The sequence below is a fragment of the Cupriavidus necator genome, assembly GCF_040578825.1.
In the GTDB taxonomy this organism is placed as follows: Bacteria; Pseudomonadota; Gammaproteobacteria; order Burkholderiales; family Burkholderiaceae; genus Cupriavidus; species Cupriavidus necator_E.
Genome location: NZ_JBEFLI010000011.1, coordinates 98,644 through 115,022 on the forward strand (window position 1 = coordinate 98,644; position 16,379 = coordinate 115,022).

A 16,379-nucleotide genomic window follows, 5' to 3' on the forward strand; every position below is an offset into this window, starting at 1 on the left:
CAAGGACCGTGGGAGGTGGTATTTACCCTGATGCTGGAGATGCAGCGGGAAGGTGGCGCTGCCTCGTACCGAGGCAGCGCCGTGTGTGCTGGGCCAGGCGCAATGGATAAGGCGAGATACCCTTCAGCGACGTTTCACCGTCGAGGCTTCTCGCCTTATGCCGTATTCCTCACGCCAGCCAGGCGGCAGGCTGGCGCACGGATTTTCCATACCGCTCGCGCGCGGACCTGACCGTTTCGATCGGCAGCTTGCCGTCGTCCACCAGCGCCCGCAAAGCGGCCACCACGACCGAGAACCGGTCCACCTCGAAGAACTCGCGCAGTGCCTGCCGGGTGTCGCTACGGCCGAACCCGTCCGTGCCGAGCGTCACATAGCGGCCAGGCACATGGGCGCGAAGCAGCTCCGGCACCGCCCTGACGTAGTCGGTGGCGGCAATCACCGGGCCCTTCGACGTTGCCAGCGCGGTCTCGACATACGATGCGGCATGCTGGTCGCTGAGTCGGTTGGTCCGTTCCACCGCAATGGCCTCGCGCTGCAGTTCGGTAAAGCTGGTAACGCTCCACACTTGCGCCACCACGCCCCAGTCTTCCGCAAGGATGCGCGCGGCAGCGATGACCTCGGGCAGGATCGCGCCTGATCCCATCAGGCTGACCTGGCTGGCTTGCGCGGTTTCAGGGGTCAGCGAGTACATGCCCTTCAGGATGCCATCGCGCAGCGCTTCCACTGACTTGCCGTGGCAGCCTTCTCCCGCCGGCATCGACGGTTGCGCATAGTTCTCGTTGCCGACGGTGATGTAGTAGAAGACATCGCGCTGCTGTTCGCCCATCTCGCGCATGCCATGCTCCATGATCACCGCGACCTCGTAGGCAAAGGCGGGATCCCAGGCGCGGCAGTTCGGGATGGTCGATGCGGCAAGGTGGCTGGTGCCGTCCTGGTGCTGCAGGCCTTCGCCGCCCAGCGTGGTCTTGCCCGACGTGGCACCGATCAGGAAGCCGCGGGCGCGCTGGTCCGCGGCGGCCCAGATCAGGTCGCCGATGCGCTGGAAGCCGAACATTGAGTAGTAGATGTAGAACGGCAGCATCGGCAGGTCATGCACGCTGTAGGCGGTGGCCGCGGCGATCCACGACGAGATCGCCCCGGCTTCGGAGATGCCTTCTTCCAGGATCTGGCCGCCGGTGGATTCGCGGTAATAGAGCATCGAGCCGAGGTCCTCCGGCTCATAGCGCTGGCCGAGCGGCGAATAGATGCCCACCTGCCGGAACAGGTTGGCCATGCCGAAGGTCCGCGCTTCATCCGCCACCACGGGCACGATGCGGGGCCCGAGCGCCGCGTCTTTCAGCAGGCTGCCAAGCATGCGCACGATCGCCATGGTGGTCGACATCTCCTTGCCGTTCGCGTCGAAGGCAAAGCGGGCCCATTGGTCGGCTGCCGGTATCGTCAGCGCCGTCGTCGCGGTCTTGCGCCGCCGCGGCAGGTAGCCGCCCAGCGCGGCGCGGCGATCATGCAGATAGCGCATCTCCGGGCTGTCTGCGGCCGGCTTGTAGAACCGCAGTTCCGCAACGTCTTCGTCGGACAGCGGAAGCTGGAAGCGGTCGCGGAATGCCTTCAGGTCATCCAGTTCCAGCTTCTTTTGCTGGTGCGTGGTCATGCGGCCCTGGCCGGCCGCGCCCATGCCGAAGCCTTTCATCGTCTTGGCCAGGATCACGGTGGGCTGGCCGCGGTGGCCGGTGGCGTTCGCATAGGCGGCATGCAGCTTGCGCAGATCGTGGCCGCCGCGGCGCAGCCGGTCGATATCGGCATCGCTCAGGTGCGCGGCCAGCGCGGCAAGCTCCGGGTTCTGCCGGAAGAAATGTTCGCGGTTATAGGCCCCGTCATTCGCCGAGAAGGTCTGGAACTGGCCGTCGACAGTCTGGGCAAAGGCGCGCAGCAGCGCACCGGAACGATCGCGCGCGAAGAGTTCATCCCAGTCCGATCCCCACAGCACCTTGATGACATTCCACCCCGCGCCGGCGAACAGCGCTTCGAGTTCGTCGATGATGCGGCCGTTGCCGCGCACCGGCCCGTCGAGGCGCTGCAGGTTGCAGTTGATCACGAACACGAGGTTGTCGAGCTGCTCGCGTGCTGCCAGCGACAGCGCACCGATCGACTCCGGCTCGTCCATCTCGCCGTCGCCGAAGAACCCCCACACCTTGCGCGCCGATGCCGGCAGCAGCCCGCGGTTCTGCAGGTAGCGCATGAAACGCGCCTGGTAGATCGCGTTGATGGGCCCGATGCCCATCGAGCCGGTCGGGAACTGCCAGAAGTCCGGCATCAGCCAGGGATGGGGATAGGAACACAGGCCGGGTCCGGCGATTTCGCGGCGGTAGTGCTCGAGATGGGCTTCGTCGAGAAATCCTTCCAGGTAGGCGCGCGCGTACACGCCAGGGGCGGAGTGGGGCTGGAAGTAGACGAGGTCGCCGCCTTCGCCAGCATCGCCCGCACGGAAGAAATGATTGAAGCCGACCTCGAACAAATCCGCCGCGGAGGCATAGCTGGCGATATGGCCGCCCAGCTCTCCGTACGCGCGGTTGGCGCGGACCACCATGGCCAGCGCGTTCCAGCGCAGCGCGGCACCAAGGCGCGCTTCGATGTCGAGATCGCCCGGGTAGGGCGGTTGCGCGTCCACCGGGATGGTATTCGCATAGGGAGTCGAACTGGCGCGCGCGGCGCCCAGCCCTCTGGTCGAAGCCAGGGCGGCCAGGCGCTGCAGCAGGAATTGCGCGCGCGCATCGCCTGCGTGCGCGATGACGCCTTCCAGCGCGTCGAGCCACTCGCGCGTTTCCTGTGGGTCACTGTCCTCGTTGGCGGCGGGCAGCGCGAGCATCGACTGCATACCGTTTGACACATCCGTCATGGCACGACTCCGGTCCGAATTGCGGGGAAATGGGGTTCTCTTGCCAACGAGAGTACGCCGGGAGTCGCGGAAAGTGTGTCTGATTTCCCTTGTCATGGCGGGATGCGGCAGTATAAATTCTCCGCAAAAGCGGTAATCAAGGGAATAGTTACACTATGCTCGAAAACGCACAAAGACTGGATCGCATTGATATCGCGATCCTCAACCAGCTCCAGCAAAACGCCCGCATCACCAACGCCGAGCTCGCGCGCGCGGTGAACCTGTCGCCGACGCCTTGCTTCAACCGGGTGAAAGCGCTGGAGAAGCTGGGACTGATCAAGCAGCAGGTCACGCTGCTCAATCCCGAGCCGCTGGGGCTGCGCATCAATGTGTTTATCCAGGTGAGCCTGGAGAAGCAGGTGGAAGGTGCCCTGCGCCGCTTCGAGGAAGCCATCGACAAGCGTCCGGAAGTGATGGAGTGCTATCTGATGACGGGCGACGCGGACTATCTGCTGCGCGTGGTGGTGTCCAGCATGCAGAGCCTGGAGCGGTTTATTCTCGAGCAGCTCACGACGATTCCCGGGGTTTCCAACATTCGGTCGAGCTTTGCGTTGAAGCAGGTGCGGTATCGCACGGCGCTGCCGCTGCCGGCTGGGGGGCTGACGTTGAGTGTGGAGGGTGACGAGGAGGGGGAGTGGCGGTAGCCGCGTGAAGGGGTGCAAACCGCCGACATGCGTGAGCGCCGGAGCTTGCCATCGCCACTCGCAATCGCTCCCCTCTCCCGCAGGCGGGAGAGGGGAGCAAACAAGCGCGCATCGCGCGCTCGCGGCATGTAGGACCGGGGCCCAGCGCCGCCACAGTACCGCCACCCCCCCTCAATCAATACTCGCCCCCGACTCCCGCACCAGCTTCGCCCACTTGTCCGTATCGCGCCGGATCAGCACCGAGAACTGCTCCGGCGTCGAAGTCAGCGGCGCGGCCCCGGCCTGCGCCAGCTTGTCCCGCATCGCCTTGTCCTGCGCGATACGCGTGATTTCCTGCGACAACCGGCTGGATACCTCAGGCGGCAATCCGCGCGGACCGACCACGCCGAACCAGACATCCGCCTCGTAGCCCGCAATGCCCGCCTCGGCCATGGTCGGCACGTCAGGCAGTGCCGGCGAGCGCGTGGCGCTGGTCACGGCCAGTGCGCGCAGCCGGCCGGCCTTCACGTGCGGCAGCGAGCCCGGCAGGTTGTCGAACATCAGTTGCACCTGGTTGGCAAGCAGGTCGGCCATCGCCGGGCCGCTGCCCTTGTACGGCACGTGCACGATCTCGACGCCCGCCATGGACTTGAACAGCTCGCCCGACAGGTGGTTGGTGGTGCCGTTGCCCGCCGAGCCCATATTGAGCTTGCCGGGATTGGCCTTGGCATAGCTGACCAGCTCGCGCACGTTCTTCGCCGGCACGTTGGGATTGACCACCAGGATGTTGGGCACGCCGGCGAACAATGCCACCGGCGAGAAATCCTTCTGCGGATCGAACGGCAGCTTCTTGTAGAGGGTGGCGTTGATCGATTGCGTCCCCACCGTGCCGAACATCAGCGTGTAGCCGTCGGCCGGCGCCTTGGCCACAACGTCGGAGCCGATGGTGCCGCCCGCGCCCGGCCGGTTGTCCACCACCACCTGCTGGCCGAGGGTTTCGGACAAGCGGGTGGCCAGTACGCGGCCGAGCAGGTCGGTGGTGCCGCCGGGCGGGAAGGGCACCACCATGCGGATGGGTTTGTCGGGGTAGGGGCCGGCCATGGCGAGGCTCGTCGCCAGCGTCAGACATGTGGCAGCCAGGGCATGTGCAATGGTTTTCATGGGGGCAGGGTCTCCGTGGGACAAGGATAAGGGCAATGCCGGCTGCGATGTGCGGCGCGGCTCAGCTTTTGGATGCGAGGTGGTTGACCGAGCGCTTCAGTGCCGCGCGCGCGGCGTCGAGGCGGGACCGGGTGGCGTCGAGGTGTTCGCGCGCGTGGTGCGTGGCGGCGCGCTGGGTGGCGACGTTGTCGCGGACCAGTACCGGCGCGGGTCCTCCGGCGGCCATGCGCGCGGCGACGCCTTGTTCGGGATCGAGGCAGCGGGCGACCGCGGCGGCATCCAGCCCGGCCGCGCGGCCGGCGACGCGCACCGCGGCGGCATCGACCATGTCGGCGCTGATCTCGTCGGCGGGCAAATGCTGGTCGAGCGCGTCGCGCACCACGGCACCGACGATGTGATGCGCCTGGCGGAACGACATGCCGGCCTCGCGCACCAGCGCATCGGCCAGGTCGGTCGCGGTGGAGAAATCGCGGCGCGCGCGCGCCAGCATGCCGGCGCGTTGCGGCGTGGCGCTGGCGATCACCAGCCGCAGCAGCGACAGGCAGCGCAGGCATTCGTCGCCGGCCTCCCAGAAGCCGCGCATGCTCTCGCGGTTGCCGTCGCCCGAGTGCGTGAAATGGCTGCCCTTGAGCGCCGCCAGCGCGCCGCTCAGCAGGCCGATCATGTGGCCGCCCTTGCCCTTCAGGTATTCCAGCACGACCGGGTTCTTCTTCTGCGGCATGATGCTGGAGGTGCCCGCGACGCTGTCCGGGAAGTCGATCAGGCCGAACTCGGGCGTGGCCCACACGTACAGGTCCTGCGCCACGCGGCCCCAGCCCACCGCGCCGATGGTGATTGCCGCCAGCATCTCCCAGGCGAAGTCGCGCGAGGCCACGGCGTCGAGCGAATTCGGCGCATGGGTGGAAAAGCCCAGCCAGCGTGCCGTCGCGGCGCGATCGATTGCGAACGCGGTCCCGGCCAGCGCGCCGGCGCCGAGCGGGCAGGCATCCAGACGCGCCAGCGCCTGCTCCATGCGCGCGATATCGCGGCCGAGCGACTCGGCAAAGCCGGCGAGGTAGTAGCCATAAGTGACCGGCTGAGCGGCCTGCAGGTGCGTATAGCCGGGCATCACCACCGCGGCATGTGCGTCGGCCTGCTCCAGCGCCACCGTGCGCACCGCCAGCATCGCTGCCAGGATATCCAGCGCCAGGTCGCGCGCACGCAGCCGGTCATGCGTGGCCAGGATGTCGTTGCGGCTGCGCGCGACATGCAGCCTGCCGCCAGCGTCGGCACCGGCCATCTGCATCAGGTGCGCTTCGTAGTTGAAGTAGGCGTCCTCACGCGCCGGATCCAGTTGCACGGCAGCGGGACCTTCGGCTTCGATGCGCAGCAATGACTGCGCCAGCACCGCGGCCACGTCCGCCGGGATCAGCCCGGTGCCGTGCAGCATCAGCAGGTGGGCCTGGTTGATGTCGGTCAGGTAGCGAAAGCCGCTGCCGAATTCGCGCATCAGGCGCGGCAGGTAGATGTGCTCGCATACCTCGGCGGCGGTGGGCTGGGTCAGGCGTCGGCTGACTTTGGATTCCATGCTGTGTGTTCTCCGAAACGATGGAGCAAGTATGGAAATCCACTGGATATATCGTCAAATCAGCATATTGGCTGTGGCTATACGGATTTGATATGCTGCGTGCAAGCCGCTGACCCCCACCCTCGCCAGCCATGAACTACAAGCAGATCGAAGCGTTCCGTGCCGTCATGCTGACGCGCTCGATGACCGAAGCCGCCGCGCAGCTCCATACCTCGCAGCCCAATATCAGCCGCGTGATCGGGCAACTGGAACGCGAGGCGGGCTTCCGGCTGTTCGAGCGCGTCGGCAACCGGCTCGCGCCGACGGACGAAGCCGAGGCCTTGTTTCTCGATGTGGAGCGCTCCTTCGTCGGCCTCGACAGCCTGCGCGCGTCGGCCCGCTCGATCCGCGAATCCGGCGTGGGCACGCTGCGCATCGGCACCGTGCCGTCGATCGCGATGAGCGTGATGCCGCAGGCGATCCTGGCCTTCCGCGACCGCTATCCGGACGTGCCGATCGCCGTGCATACGAATGATTCGCCCACGGTGGCCAAATGGACCGCGGCGCGCTTCTGCGATATCGGGCTGGTGTCGTACATGGCCGAGACCACCGGCATCCGCAGCAAGCTGCTGCGCCGCGAGGACGGCGTGTGCATCGTGCCGGCGACGCACCGGCTGGCGCGCAAGCGCCGCATCCACGCCAGCGACCTCGATGGCGAGCGCTTTATCTCGCTGACGCATGGCGACGGCACCCGCACCACGGTCGACGCCGCGTTCGTGCCGGATGACCGGCGCGTGCTGACGCTGGAGACGCCTTACGCGGCCACCATCTGCACGATGGTGGGCATGGGGTTGGGGGTCAGCGTGGTCAACCCCCTGGTGGTGCGCAGCCTGAAGCCGGCGGGTGTCAAGGCGATTCCGTTCGAGCCGGTGATTGCCTTCGAGAGCCACATCCTGTTCAATCCGCAGCGGCCGGTGCCGGCGCTGGCGCAGTGGTTTCTGGAATGCCTGCGCAAGGTCACCGGATAAGCCGCAGCCAGCCGGCGATAGCTGGCCTGTGGTAAGGCACAGCTTATGGCAGGCGTGCCGGCTCCGCGAAGGCCTGCAGGAACGCAAGTTCGGGCTGTGCCGCGGCATAACCCTCAACAACCGTCTTCAGCGCTGGCTCAGGCAACCAGGGATAAGGCAGCGCCGACTGCAAGGCCGTCAGCACCGCCGCGCCCGGATCCGGCACCGAGTCCATGCGCTCGATATGAATATGCAGGCTGGCGATACGGTAGGAACCGACTTGCCCCGCGGCAAAGCCCCAGCGGTAGAAGCCTTTGCCCGCGCGCAGGGTCTGGGCCGCCGTTTCGCGCATCACCACCAGCCACGGGATAGTCATGGTGTCCCCGGTGAGCGCGGCGGCGGCATCGCCGATGTAGTAAGTCCGGCAGCGGTCGAACGTCTGCGCAAAGTCGCTTACCAGCGTTCGGGCGATAGCGGACGCGCCTTCCGTCCTGGCCGGAAAGCTGATGGCATCGGTGTCGATCGAGAATGTCAGCGACGCATCCTGCGCAAACGCTTCGGGGATCAGCGCCGGCCGGTTGTTGTCCTTGGCGTCGACATAGCGGCCGAGCAGCGCCTTAGCGGCGGTGAGTGAAATCGGGTTCATCGGACTGTAACTCCTGAGTTGAGGGGAATGGCGCGCAAGCACCCAGCGCGATCCAGGGAGTTTGATAGAATTTGGCACAAAGCTTGCATTGCAAGCTAAATGCGCTAACCGCCATGGCAACGACTCCTGCAAGCAAGACGCTGACGATCACCCATCCGGCCTGCCTGGTCGACGGCTCGGACCGCGAGTTCCGGCACCTGGTCAATGGCCTGCTGCCGTTTGCCGCGCGGCTGCTGTCCGTGCGCGACGGCTTTGGCAACCTGATTGGCCTGACCGGGGTGCAGTACTCGCTGATCCGCTCCATTGCGCACCTGTCGCAGCAGGGGGAGGTAACGGTGAACCAGCTCGCCGACCACCTGCACCTGAGCGGCCCGTTCATCACCATCGAGACCGGCAAGCTGAAGAAGCTTGGCCTGATCGACAAGAAGGCCCATCCCGACGACAAGCGCAAGATGCGGCTGACTATCACGGCTGCCGGCTCGAAGCTGCTCAACGAACTGCTGCCTGTCCAGCAGCAGATCAACGACGTGCTGTTCGATGGCGTTACCCGCACCGAATTCAAGGTGCTGTGCTCGGTGGTCGACCGACTGGTGGCCAATGGCGACCGCGCCGCGCTTGACCTGGAGCACCTGCAGGCGCGCCGCCAGAAGGGGTAGTGTCCTGTCCCGCAAATAAACTCGATATGAAATCGCCCAGTTGCCCGCCATGCGTCGTTGCTCGTCGTTGCCATCGCTACGGCTATGGCGCTTCCTCGCGCCTAGCCTGACGAGCAACCGGACGATTTCATTTATCAAGCTGTTTACGGGACAGGGCACTAGCCGCGCGCGGCACCGGCTGCCGTCAGTGCGCGGCCCACTGCACGGTGCCGACATCGATGCCTTCCTGGTGCATTTCCCATAGCGGGCTCAGTTCGCGCAGGCGCGACACCGTGGCGCAGACCTGCCGGATGACTTCATCGACTTCCGCTTCGGTGGTATAGCGGCCCAGCGTAAAGCGGATCGAGCTGTGCGCGAGTTCGTCGCTGCGGCCCAGCGCTCGCAGCACGAACGACGGCTCCAGCGACGCCGAGGTGCAGGCCGATCCCGAAGACACCGCCACGTCCTTGATGCCCATGATCAGGGACTCGCCTTCGACAAAGTTGAAGCTGATGTTCAGGTTGTGTGGGATGCGGTGCGCGAGGCTGCCGTTGACGTAAACCTCGTCGAGCCCGGACAGCTCCGCCAGCAGCCGGTCGCGCAATGCGCCCACGCGGCGCGCTTCCGCCGCAAGCTCCAGCTTCGCCAGCCGGAAGGCTTCGCCCATGCCCACGATCTGGTGCGTCGGCAGCGTCCCCGAGCGCATGCCGCGCTCATGCCCGCCGCCGTGGATCTGCGCCTCCAGCCGGATGCGCGGCTTGCGCCGTACATAAAGCGCCCCGATGCCTTTGGGGCCGTAAACCTTGTGCGCGGTCACGGTCAGCAGGTCGATCTTCAGCGCCTGCAGGTCGATGGGGATCTTGCCGGCAGCCTGCACCGCGTCGCAGTGGAACACGATGCCCGCGGCGCGGCAGATCTCGCCGATCTGCGCGACCGGCTGGACCACGCCGATTTCGTTGTTGACCATCATGACCGACACCAGGATGGTGTCCGGGCGCAAGGCGCTGCGCAGCGTATCCAGGTCGACCAGGCCGTCTTCGCCCACATCCAGGTACGTCACCGCAAAGCCCTGCCGTTCCAGCTCGCGGCAGGTATCGAGTACCGCCTTGTGCTCGGTCCTGACCGTCACGATGTGATTGCCCTTGCCCCGATAGAAATGCGCCGCGCCCTTGATGGCCAGGTTGTTGCCTTCGGTCGCGCCTGAAGTCCAGACGATCTCGCGCGGGTCGGCATTGAGCAGTGCCGCGACCTGCGCGCGCGCGGTTTCCACCGCCTCTTCCGCCTGCCAGCCGTAGTAGTGGCTGCGCGATGCCGGATTGCCGAACTGCTGGTGCAGGAACGGGACCATCTTCTCGACGACGCGGGGATCGACCGGCGTCGTCGCACTGTAGTCCATGTAGATGGGAAGGGTCGTGGGCTCGTCTGGCATGGCGCGCATTCCTGGATGCGGGGGTTGGGACGACCGGGTGCAGGCGAACCCGCCGGTCAAGGAAAGTGGGGCCGAGTCTAGCACCGGCAAACACCCGGGCGGGCGGGCGCCATGCTGGCGGTAGGGTTGCTTGAGGTGTTTCCACGTGATCCGCCCGCTTGTTCCATATCCCTTCATGCCGCCCGCAAAGCCTTGCCAGATACGGGTTTGCGGGTTCCGTAAGGCGCCACGGCCGCCCGTCATTTTTCTCCGCTTCAGGGTTTTCACTAACTTGAATAGCGTTGTAGCCTAGCATTCAATGAAACCTAAGTTACAAAGCTAATGAACAAAGTAAATAGCTTGATGGAACCAACATGTGTAGGAGTCGTGATGGCTGAGTCATCTGCAGGTCGTGGCGTCGAATCGGACGCCGGTGCGCAGCGCCGCTTCAGGAATGCGCTGGCGATGTTTGCCACGGGTGTCGCCGTGATCACGGCGCCGCGCGAGGAGGGGGTGCCGGTCGGCATCACGGTGGCGTCGTTCAACTCGGTGTCGCTGGATCCACCGCTGGTGCTGTTCTCGGTCGACCGGCGTTGCCTGAGCCTGGCCGACCTGCGCACGGCGCGCCGCTATGCGGTCAACGTGCTGGCCGAAGCCCAGCAGGATATCTCGAACCGGTTCGCGAAGGCGAACACCGGCAAATGGGAAGGCATCGACTTCGGACGCCACGGCGGCGATCGCCACGTGTTGCTGCCGGACGCGCTCGCTACCTTCGAATGCGAACCCTATGCGCAGCACGACGGCGGCGACCACGTCATCTTCATCGGGCGGGTGGTCCGCCATCAGGCCCGGCAAGACGGCCGGCCCCTGATCTTCTTTGGCGGCAGGTACCGGGCACTGGAAGACAGCCCGGCCGCAGCATGAATCCACAAAAACAGTCAGGACAGGAGAACGACATGATCAAGACCGGCGACCAGCACATCGCGATGCTGCGCGATGGGCGCGAAGTGTATCTGGACGGCAAGCGGGTCACGGACGTCACGGTGCACCCGGCGTTCCGCAACTCGATTCGCAGCTACGCCAATCTCTACGATTACCAGGCGCGACCCGAGAACATCGCCAGCATGACCTTCCAGCCCGAAGGCACCGACCGGCGCGTCAGCCGCATCTGGGAGCTTCCCGCCACCTACAACGAACTGGTCGAGCGCCGCCAGATGCTCGAAGCGTGGACCGCGCTGCACTACGGCTTCATGGGCCGCTCGCCCGACCATGTCGCATCGTGCATCTCGGGGATGTACATGGGCATCGACGTGTTCGAGCAGGCCGACCCCGCCCGCGCCGGTGCCTTGCGCGACTACTACCGCTATGCGCGGGACAACGACCTGTTCCTGACCTACGTGATCGTGAACCCTCAGGCCAACCAGGCCAGGGCGGCGCACGAGCAGCAGGACAAGTACCTGGCCGTGGGCATCGTCGACCAGGACGCGCAGGGCATCACGGTGCGCGGCGCCAAGATGCTCGCCACCAGCGGCATCATGGCCAACGAAGTGTTCTGCAGCTGCATCCAGCCGCTGCGCGAGGGCGACGAGATGTATGCGCTGTCGTTCGCGGTGCCGATGAACACCAAAGGCCTGAAGGTGATGTCGCGCAAGTCGTACGAGGCCAGCGCCACTTCGGTCTTCGACAACCCGCTGGCGAGCCGCTTCGACGAGAACGACGCCGTGCTCTATTTCGACGACGTCAAGGTGCCGTGGGACCGCATCTTTGTCGCCGGTGACGTCGCGATGTGCGCAAAGCAGTTCCATGCCACGCCCGCCCACGTTTACCAGAACTACCAGTGCCAGGTCCGGCTGATGGTGAAGCTGCGCTTCCTGGTGGGGCTTGCGCACCGGATCACCGAGATCAACGGCACCAACGGGTTTCCGCAGGTCAGGGAGCTGCTGGGCCAGCTCGCCGCGGAGGCGGGCATGGTCGAGGCCTGGGTCTACGGCATGGAGGCCAAGGGCCGCGTCAACCAGAACGGCTATTTCGTACCTGACCGCAGCATGCTGTACGGCTCGCAGGTGGTCACGCAGCAGCTCTACGCCAAGGTGCTGAACACGCTGCGCGAGCTGGCCGGCGGCGGCATGATCATGCTGCCGTCGAGCATCGCGGACTTCGCCAATCCGGGGCTCGCCGAGATCATCACCAAGACGCAGAAGTCGCCGGTGTGCAGCCCGGCGGAACGCGTCAAGTTCTTCAAGCTGGCCTGGGACGCGGTGGGCTCAGAGTTCGCCTCCCGCCACAACCAGTACGAGATGTTCTACGCCGGCGCCACCTTCGTCACCAAGGGCCACGCTTACCGGACCTACGACTGGAAGAACGCTGCCGGCCTGGTCGACAACATGCTCGGCAGCTATTCGCTGGAGGACGAACTGGCGCGGCTGCCGCAGGCGGCCTGACGGGGCCGCATTGCTTCCCCTTTGCACTGACCACGTAGAATCACCATGGCAATCAACAAGCTTCACGACGAGTTCCATACCGTTGACCTGGCATCCGGCTGGGAAGTCCCGCACGGCTATCCGGCCGGTATCCAGCAGAAGATCCTGTCCGGCTCGCTGGACGAGGGCCGCCGCAGCGGCAGCCGCACCCGCCTGCTGCGCTTCGATCCGGGGGTCTTCACCACAGCCCCGTTCGTCCACGACTACTGGGAAGAGGTCTATCTGCTCAGCGGCGACCTGACCGTGGGCAACGACGCCAACGGGGAGGGCGGCGAAGCGTTCGCGCGCAACACCTACGCCTGCCGTCCGCCCGGCGCATTCCACGGCCCGTTCAAGTCGAACGCCGGCTGCATGCTGCTGGAAATCCACTACTACGACCCGGCCTGATCATGGCAGCCACCGTTTCCACCATCGCCACTGCCAAGCGCCAGCTTGCCGACGGCAGCGCCAATGCGCTGTCGCTGCTGGCCTCGTGCGTCGAGCGTATCTGCAATCCGGGCGGCGAAGGCGCGCGCGCCTTTCCGCATGGCGTCAGCATGGCGGCGCGCAGGCAGGCCCAGGCGAGCGACATGCTGCGCGAACAGGGCGTGGCCGGCCCGCTTGCCGGGATTCCCGTTTCCGTGAAGGACCTGTTCGACGTGCAGGGCGACGTGACCCGCGCGGGTGCCCTTGTCTTGCCGGAGCGGACCGCCACCGCCGATGCGCCTGCGATCGCGCGGCTGCGTGCGGCGGGAGCGGTGCTGGTCGGGCGCACCAATATGACCGAGTTCGCTTACTCGGGTGTGGGCATCAACCCGCATTACGGCACGCCGCGCAACCCGTTCGACCGCCAGGCCGGCCGCATTCCCGGCGGATCGTCGTCCGGCGCCGCGGTGTCGGTGACCGACGGCATGGCGCTGGCCGCGATCGGCTCGGACACCGGCGGCTCGTGCCGCATCCCGGCGGCGCTGTGCGGCATCGTCGGCTTCAAGCCCACGGCAAGCCGCGTGCCGCTGCAGGGCGCCGTGCCGCTGTCGCCCAGCTATGACTCGGTGGGATGCCTGGCCAACACGGTCGCGTGCTGTGCGGCGGTCGATGCGGTGATGGCTGGCGAAGAAGCGGTCACGGCCGCTGCGCCTCTGGCCGGCTTGCGCCTGGCCGTGCCGGCGGGGCTGGTGATGGAGGGCATCTCCGACGAGGTGGCGCAGGTTTACAGCCGCGCGCTGCGCCGGCTGTCGGCGGCCGGCGCGCTGCTGCAGGACGTGGACTTCGATAGCTGGAAGCAGTTGGCCGAACTCGGCGCCAACGGTGGCCTGGTTGCCGCCGAGGCCAGCGCCTGGCACGGCAGCCTGATGGCGGCGCACGCCGCGCGCTACGACCCGCGCGTGCTGTCGCGGATCCGGCTGGCCGACGGGCAGCGCGCCGCCGATTACCTGCGCATGCGCCAGCACCGAAGCGAACTGTGCCGGCAGGCTCACGCCGAACTCGCCGGCTTCGATGCGGTGGTGCTGCCGACCGTGCCGATTGTCGCGCCCCGCATCGCGGAGCTCGACGATGACGATGCCTTCTTCACCGCCAACCGGCTGCTGCTGCGCAATCCGGCCATCGCCAACATGCTCGACCTGTGCGCGCTGTCGGTCCCCTGCCATCGCCACGGCGAGGCGCCGGTCGGGCTGATGCTGTTTGGCCGCCACCTGGCCGACCGCCGGCTGCTGGCGATTGGCATGGGGGTCGAGGCCGCGCTGCGGCACGAGCGCGGCTAGCAGTGAGTGTCGGAAACAGGCGGCAGCGCCGCCGACCGTAGTACCCATAAATACAGAGGAGACAACATGCCTGATATCCGTATCGGCGCCGCCGTGCTGGCCTGCGCCACTCTCTTTGCGACGTCCGCCTCCGCCGCGGACACTCCCGCCATCAGCGACGGCGTGGTCAAGGTCGGCGTGCTGACCGACATGTCATCCATCTTTTCCGATATCGGCGGCAAGGGATCGGTGGTGGCCGCGCAGATGGCCGTCGACGACTTCGGCGGCAAGGTACTGGGCGCGCCGGTCCAGGTAGTGAGCGCCGACCACCAGAACAAGACCGACGTGGCCGCCACGCTGGCGCGCGGCTGGTTCGACAACCAGAAGGTCGACATCATCCAGGACGCACTGCCGTCCTCGGTGGCGCTGGCGGTCTCCAACCTGGGCAAGCTCAAGCGCAAGATCGTCATCGCCAGCGGCGCCGGCACCACGCGGCTGAGCAACGAGGATTGCTCGCCTTACACCATCCAGTACTCGTACGACACCTACGCCTTCGCCGCCAACACCGTCAAGGCGCTGGCACGGCGCGGCGACAGCAGCTGGTATTTCCTGACGGTCGACTATGCGCTGGGCGCATCGCTGGAAAAGGATGGTACACAGGCGCTGTCGAGCGTGGGCGGCACGCTCAAGGGCAAGGCAAAACACCCGATCAATTCGGCGGACCTGTCGTCCTACCTGCTGCAAGGGCAGGCTTCCGGCGCCCGGGTGATCGGTCTGGCCAACGCCGGCGCCGACACGGTCAACGCGATCAAGACGGCCGCGGATTTCGGCATCAACAGCGGGGGCAAGCAGAAGCTCGCCGGTCTGCATATGTTCATCAGCGATATCCACAGCCTTGGCCTGAAAGCCGCGCAGGGCATGACGCTGACCACCGCGTTCTACTGGGACCGCGACGACGCCACGCGGGCCTGGTCGCAACGCTTCTTCGACAAGACCGGCCGCATGCCGACGCTGGTCCATGCCGGCGTGTATTCGTCGACGATGCACTACCTGAAGGCGGTCCAGGCCGCGCGCACCGATGAAAGCGATGCCGTGCTGGGCAAGATGCGCGCGACCCCGGTCAACGACTTCTTCGCGAGCAACGGCACCATCCGCGCCGACGGCCTGATGGTGCACGACATGTACCTGGTCGAAGTGAAGCGCCCGCAGGACTCCAAGAGGCCGTGGGACTACTACACGATCAAGAGCGTGATTCCCGCCAACGAAGCGTTCCGGCCGCTGAGCGCCAGCACCTGCCCGCTGGTCACGAAATAAGCCCGCCACCCCACCCGGAGACACCGAACATGAAGACCCTTACCTTTGATATCGAAAGCCGCCAGGGCAAATCGCAGCGCGCCGTCACCATCCGCCATCTCGTCGTGGCCGGATGGACTGGCCGGGACGTGCAAGCCATGGAGGCCCACATCCGCGAGCTGGAAGAACTGGGCGTGAAGCGCCCGCCCTATACCCCGGTGTTCTATCGCGTTGCCGCGGAGCGGCTCAGTTGCAAGCCGGAAATCCAGGTCAGCGGCGAAGCCAGCAGCGGCGAGGCGGAATTCCTGCTGGTGAACGATGGCGGCGAGATCCTGGTGGGCATCGCCTCGGACCACACCGACCGCGAGGCGGAGACCTACGGCATCACCGTATCGAAGCAAATGTGCGAGAAGCCCTGCGCGCCGGCGCTGTGGCGGCTGGCCGAGGTGGAAGGCCACTGGGACCGGCTGGTGCTGCGCTCCTACGCCACCATCGGCGGCGAGCGCGTGCTGTACCAGCAGGGTCCGGTGACGGCCATGCGCTCGCCGGCCGACTTGCTGCAGCGTTTTGCCAGCCACGGTGGCGATTTTGGCCAGGGCACGGCGATGCTGTGCGGCACCTTGCCGGCGATCGGCGGCATCCGGCCTGCCGAGCGCTTCGAGATCGAGCTGGAAGACCCGGTACTGGGCCGCACGCTGCGCCACGCGTATGCGGTCGCGACGCTGCCCGTCGCGGGCTGAGCGGGCGTGTGTAACGGAGTCCCGGCCATGTCCCAAGACGACCTGATATTGCAGACCCGGAACCTCGGGAAATCCTTTCGCGGCTTCACCGCGGTGAGCGACGTCAACCTGCAGGTGCGCCGCGGGTCGATCCATGCATTGATCGGCCCCAACGGCGCGGGCAAGACCACTTGCTTCAACCTGCTCA

15 protein-coding genes are annotated in these 16,379 nt (G+C 66.3%); 10 read left to right on the forward strand and 5 right to left on the reverse strand.

Going from position 1 to position 16,379, the window contains the following annotated elements:
* Positions 1 to 169: 169 nt before the first annotated feature.
* Complete coding sequence (mdeB, locus tag AB1I47_RS08500; RefSeq protein WP_354683334.1) at positions 170 to 2,893, reverse strand: alpha-ketoglutarate dehydrogenase; 2,724 nt, start codon at positions 2,891 to 2,893, stop codon at positions 170 to 172.
* A 155-nt stretch (positions 2,894 to 3,048) separates the two neighbouring features.
* Here mdeB and AB1I47_RS08505 point away from each other — a divergent pair, with 155 nt between their 5' ends.
* The gene (locus AB1I47_RS08505) at positions 3,049 to 3,576 is read left to right on the forward strand and encodes an Lrp/AsnC family transcriptional regulator (RefSeq protein WP_354683335.1); all 528 of its coding nucleotides are present in this window, start codon (positions 3,049 to 3,051) and stop codon (positions 3,574 to 3,576) included.
* Positions 3,577 to 3,747: 171 nt separating this feature from the next.
* Here AB1I47_RS08505 and AB1I47_RS08510 read toward each other — a convergent pair whose 3' ends face one another.
* Both AB1I47_RS08510 and argH read right to left on the reverse strand, forming a co-directional pair.
* Positions 3,748 to 4,716, reverse strand: a complete 969-nt coding sequence (locus tag AB1I47_RS08510; RefSeq protein WP_354683336.1) for a Bug family tripartite tricarboxylate transporter substrate binding protein — start codon at positions 4,714 to 4,716, stop codon at positions 3,748 to 3,750.
* 61 nt (positions 4,717 to 4,777) lie between these two features.
* Complete coding sequence (gene argH / locus AB1I47_RS08515) at positions 4,778 to 6,283, reverse strand: argininosuccinate lyase (RefSeq protein ID WP_354683337.1); 1,506 nt, start codon at positions 6,281 to 6,283, stop codon at positions 4,778 to 4,780.
* 131 nt (positions 6,284 to 6,414) lie between these two features.
* Between argH and AB1I47_RS08520 the strand changes: the two genes are divergently transcribed.
* Positions 6,415 to 7,290 carry a LysR family transcriptional regulator gene (locus AB1I47_RS08520; RefSeq protein ID WP_354683338.1) on the forward strand — a complete coding sequence of 292 codons (876 nt, stop codon included), beginning with the start codon at positions 6,415 to 6,417 and terminating at the stop codon, positions 7,288 to 7,290.
* A 43-nt stretch (positions 7,291 to 7,333) separates the two neighbouring features.
* Here the strand turns inward: AB1I47_RS08520 and AB1I47_RS08525 are convergent, their stop codons facing one another.
* A complete protein-coding gene (locus AB1I47_RS08525; protein WP_354683339.1) occupies positions 7,334 to 7,915 on the reverse strand; it encodes a hypothetical protein in 582 nt (193 codons plus the stop codon).
* A 113-nt stretch (positions 7,916 to 8,028) separates the two neighbouring features.
* Here AB1I47_RS08525 and AB1I47_RS08530 point away from each other — a divergent pair, with 113 nt between their 5' ends.
* Positions 8,029 to 8,571 carry a MarR family winged helix-turn-helix transcriptional regulator gene (locus AB1I47_RS08530; protein WP_354683340.1) on the forward strand — a complete coding sequence of 181 codons (543 nt, stop codon included), beginning with the start codon at positions 8,029 to 8,031 and terminating at the stop codon, positions 8,569 to 8,571.
* A gap of 184 nt (positions 8,572 to 8,755) precedes the next feature.
* On the opposite strand, the gene AB1I47_RS08535 is transcribed toward AB1I47_RS08530, so the two are convergent.
* Complete coding sequence (locus AB1I47_RS08535) at positions 8,756 to 9,979, reverse strand: IscS subfamily cysteine desulfurase (RefSeq protein WP_354683341.1); 1,224 nt, start codon at positions 9,977 to 9,979, stop codon at positions 8,756 to 8,758.
* A gap of 369 nt (positions 9,980 to 10,348) precedes the next feature.
* On the opposite strand from AB1I47_RS08535, the gene AB1I47_RS08540 reads away from it, so the two are divergent.
* The 7 genes from AB1I47_RS08540 to AB1I47_RS08570 form a co-directional block, all read left to right on the forward strand.
* Positions 10,349 to 10,882: a flavin reductase family protein gene (locus AB1I47_RS08540; RefSeq protein ID WP_354683342.1), complete on the forward strand. Its 534-nt coding sequence runs from the start codon at positions 10,349 to 10,351 to the stop codon at positions 10,880 to 10,882.
* Positions 10,883 to 10,914: 32 nt separating this feature from the next.
* Positions 10,915 to 12,399 carry a 4-hydroxyphenylacetate 3-hydroxylase family protein gene (locus tag AB1I47_RS08545; RefSeq protein WP_354683343.1) on the forward strand — a complete coding sequence of 495 codons (1,485 nt, stop codon included), beginning with the start codon at positions 10,915 to 10,917 and terminating at the stop codon, positions 12,397 to 12,399.
* Between the two features lie 45 nt (positions 12,400 to 12,444).
* Positions 12,445 to 12,825, forward strand: a complete 381-nt coding sequence (locus AB1I47_RS08550; RefSeq protein ID WP_354683344.1) for a cupin domain-containing protein — start codon at positions 12,445 to 12,447, stop codon at positions 12,823 to 12,825.
* 2 nt (positions 12,826 to 12,827) lie between these two features.
* Positions 12,828 to 14,180: an amidase gene (locus AB1I47_RS08555; protein ID WP_354683345.1), complete on the forward strand. Its 1,353-nt coding sequence runs from the start codon at positions 12,828 to 12,830 to the stop codon at positions 14,178 to 14,180.
* A gap of 66 nt (positions 14,181 to 14,246) precedes the next feature.
* Positions 14,247 to 15,473 carry an ABC transporter substrate-binding protein gene (locus AB1I47_RS08560; RefSeq protein ID WP_354683346.1) on the forward strand — a complete coding sequence of 409 codons (1,227 nt, stop codon included), beginning with the start codon at positions 14,247 to 14,249 and terminating at the stop codon, positions 15,471 to 15,473.
* Positions 15,474 to 15,502: 29 nt separating this feature from the next.
* Complete coding sequence (locus tag AB1I47_RS08565) at positions 15,503 to 16,192, forward strand: DUF2848 domain-containing protein (RefSeq protein WP_354683347.1); 690 nt, start codon at positions 15,503 to 15,505, stop codon at positions 16,190 to 16,192.
* Between the two features lie 27 nt (positions 16,193 to 16,219).
* On the forward strand, positions 16,220 to 16,379 hold a 160-nt coding region (locus AB1I47_RS08570), incomplete at its 3' end, for an ATP-binding cassette domain-containing protein (RefSeq protein WP_354683350.1).

What these genes read in the sequence shown, in the direction of transcription:
- mdeB (WP_354683334.1), bottom strand. Translation starts at nt 2,893, where the DNA reads ATGACGGATGTGTCAAACGGTATGCAGTCGATGCTCGCGCTGCCCGCC.
- AB1I47_RS08505 (WP_354683335.1), top strand. Translation starts at nt 3,049, where the DNA reads ATGCTCGAAAACGCACAAAGACTGGATCGCATTGATATCGCGATCCTC.
- AB1I47_RS08510 (WP_354683336.1), bottom strand. Translation starts at nt 4,716, where the DNA reads ATGAAAACCATTGCACATGCCCTGGCTGCCACATGTCTGACGCTGGCG.
- argH (WP_354683337.1), bottom strand. Translation starts at nt 6,283, where the DNA reads ATGGAATCCAAAGTCAGCCGACGCCTGACCCAGCCCACCGCCGCCGAG.
- AB1I47_RS08520 (WP_354683338.1), top strand. Translation starts at nt 6,415, where the DNA reads ATGAACTACAAGCAGATCGAAGCGTTCCGTGCCGTCATGCTGACGCGC.
- AB1I47_RS08525 (WP_354683339.1), bottom strand. Translation starts at nt 7,915, where the DNA reads ATGAACCCGATTTCACTCACCGCCGCTAAGGCGCTGCTCGGCCGCTAT.
- AB1I47_RS08530 (WP_354683340.1), top strand. Translation starts at nt 8,029, where the DNA reads ATGGCAACGACTCCTGCAAGCAAGACGCTGACGATCACCCATCCGGCC.
- AB1I47_RS08535 (WP_354683341.1), bottom strand. Translation starts at nt 9,979, where the DNA reads ATGCCAGACGAGCCCACGACCCTTCCCATCTACATGGACTACAGTGCG.
- AB1I47_RS08540 (WP_354683342.1), top strand. Translation starts at nt 10,349, where the DNA reads ATGGCTGAGTCATCTGCAGGTCGTGGCGTCGAATCGGACGCCGGTGCG.
- AB1I47_RS08545 (WP_354683343.1), top strand. Translation starts at nt 10,915, where the DNA reads ATGATCAAGACCGGCGACCAGCACATCGCGATGCTGCGCGATGGGCGC.
- AB1I47_RS08550 (WP_354683344.1), top strand. Translation starts at nt 12,445, where the DNA reads ATGGCAATCAACAAGCTTCACGACGAGTTCCATACCGTTGACCTGGCA.
- AB1I47_RS08555 (WP_354683345.1), top strand. Translation starts at nt 12,828, where the DNA reads ATGGCAGCCACCGTTTCCACCATCGCCACTGCCAAGCGCCAGCTTGCC.
- AB1I47_RS08560 (WP_354683346.1), top strand. Translation starts at nt 14,247, where the DNA reads ATGCCTGATATCCGTATCGGCGCCGCCGTGCTGGCCTGCGCCACTCTC.
- AB1I47_RS08565 (WP_354683347.1), top strand. Translation starts at nt 15,503, where the DNA reads ATGAAGACCCTTACCTTTGATATCGAAAGCCGCCAGGGCAAATCGCAG.